This window comes from Candidatus Nanopelagicales bacterium (genome assembly GCA_018003655.1).
GTDB lineage: Bacteria > Actinomycetota > Actinomycetes > S36-B12 > UBA10799 > JAGNDY01.
The window spans coordinates 1-2,029 of record JAGNDY010000071.1; the positions used below are offsets into that span (position 1 = coordinate 1).

The following is a 2,029-nucleotide window of genomic DNA, read 5'->3' on the forward strand; positions in this document are numbered from 1 at the left end:
AATCAGGCGGTCTTCTTGCGGCGCGGTGCGCTCTTGCGACCGGCACTTGAGGTGACCGCGTCATTGCGGAGCAGGTCAAGGCGCTCGGTCAGCAGCACTTCGAGGTCAGCCGTTGTGCGTCGCTCCATCAGCATGTCCCAGTGGGTACGGACGTGCTTGGCGACCTTCGGCTCTGGGCGATCACCGTCGCGCAGGAGCGCCTCGGCACCGCAGCGGCACTCCCAGACCAATGGAACCTCGGCCTCCAGCGAGAACGGCATCGTCGTGACGTGGCCGTTGGGGCAGTCGTAGGAAACGGGCTGGCGTGGAGCGAGCTCGACATGGTTATCGGTCTCGTAGCTCGTTGCTCCGAGTCGGGTACCGCGCAGTGCACCGTCACTCATGGAAGCCACCTCTCAGGGCAATGCCCTCGTTGGAAAAGAGAATTCAAAGCTGTTGTCTCGCGTGGGGGATGTTCAAATCAACAAGCTGGATGACACCGTTGTTCCCCGTATCCGACCCGATCAGTCCAAGCACGAGTGTGATGCCGACCACTTTTTGAGCTTCCTCAGCGACTAGGACGCGCTGGGATTACCCTCGGTGCCGCCTCGACCAGATTTCTTTACTGCGTCACCGGATTGGGGGAGCGGGGCGTCGATGCGTGCTCGGTTGGGTGGACTCAACCGATGGCGCGCGTACCCCACTGGCCACGCGATTGGAGCACAGAACGCAGCAGGGTCGGCCGATCGGTGACCAATCCATCGACGCCCATGTCGAGCAATCGGTTCATGGTGGGCTCATCGTTAATCGTCCACACGTGCACGGCGAGGCCACGTCGGTGCGCCTCGCTGATGAAGGAGTGCGTGACGATGGGCACCCGCCCCTGACGAACCGGGACTTGAACGCACGCAGCGTTGCTCGGCAGCGCAACACTGGCCAGTCGAGCGAACGGGCCGAGTCGCGAGGCCGCAACCAACCCGGCTACCTCTGGGGGAGCCAGGCTGGTGGCGACAGTAGGTCCGAGCGCGACCCGCGCGGCCCGTAGTCGGGAGCCGGAGAACGAGGCGATGCAGATCCGGTCACCGGTGTTGGTTCGGCGAATCGCTTCCACGAATGGAGTCAGGGTGTGGTCATCTTTGACGTCGATGTTGATGCGAGCGTCGGGGAACTCCTCCAGTAACTCCTCCAGCAACATCACGTTGTCGGCGCCGCCAATCTTGGCTCGGCGGACCTCGGAGTACGGCAGCGCTCGGATTCGGCCGACTCGGTCGGTGACACGATTGAGCGTCGCATCGTGAAAGACCATGACGCGGCCGTCGGAGGTCGCCCGCACATCGGTTTCCAGATATCGCAGCCCGAGGGCGGTCGAATTACGGAATGCGGTCAAGGAGTTCTCGGGTGCTTCGCGTCCACCTCCGCGATGCGCCAACGCAACGGGGTGAGGCGCTTGCACAAATGGATGACGTGGACGCGACACACCAAGAGGGTATGTCACGTGGCTAGGGAAGCTCGACCACGCCCGAGGCCGTCACCTGCAGGTTGCGGACCCCATCCGGCGTGGTCACGACGATCTGCGCACCGGCGGCATTGAGGTTGCCGGTTGCACTAACCGCATGGGGATCAACTCCTGCGCCCCGCGGGATCAGTACCGTGACGAGTCGCTGCCGACCGGCGCGCGCCGCCACGTGCACCGATGGGCTCCGAACCAGTTCGCCATACTTCTGGGAGTTCCAACCGCGCCACGGGTTACGACTTCCGGCAACCGACGAGTAGCTAGGCTGACTGCCAATGCTCACGATGGACAGATTTGCGCCCGCGCCGCTCGTCGTGGCAGTTCCGGCACCCACTGCGACCGACCTGTCGCGACCGAGGTTCCAGTTCTGGAAGACGGTGCGCGTCTTCGATGAAGTGATGTCGTCTTGAACGACGAAGAACCCCCCGACCCGGTCGTACCAAATGATCCGTTGCAATCCGACCCCGCGGTAGGTGTAGTCACGCAGCCGAACAAAGTCACCGGCGAGGCTGGATGAGGCAACATCAACGCGAGGCG

The 2,029-nt window shown here is 63.3% G+C and carries 3 protein-coding genes; all 3 read right to left on the reverse strand.

The genetic code is table 11. From position 1 onward, the window contains the following. Positions 1–2: 2 nt before the first annotated feature. The gene (locus tag KAZ48_09145) at positions 3–383 is read right to left on the reverse strand and encodes an RNA polymerase-binding protein RbpA (GenBank protein ID MBP7972955.1); all 381 of its coding nucleotides are present in this window, start codon (positions 381–383) and stop codon (positions 3–5) included. Between the two features lie 275 nt (positions 384–658). Continuing rightward, positions 659–1,456 carry a glycerophosphodiester phosphodiesterase gene (locus KAZ48_09150; protein MBP7972956.1) on the reverse strand — a complete coding sequence of 266 codons (798 nt, stop codon included), beginning with the start codon at positions 1,454–1,456 and terminating at the stop codon, positions 659–661. A 22-nt stretch (positions 1,457–1,478) separates the two neighbouring features. Then, positions 1,479–2,029: hypothetical protein (locus KAZ48_09155; GenBank protein MBP7972957.1), on the reverse strand; the 551-nt coding region annotated here is incomplete at its 5' end.

Excerpts from the sequence above, each read along its gene's own strand:
- KAZ48_09145 (MBP7972955.1), bottom strand. The coding sequence starts at position 383 with ATGAGTGACGGTGCACTGCGCGGTACCCGACTCGGAGCAACGAGCTAC.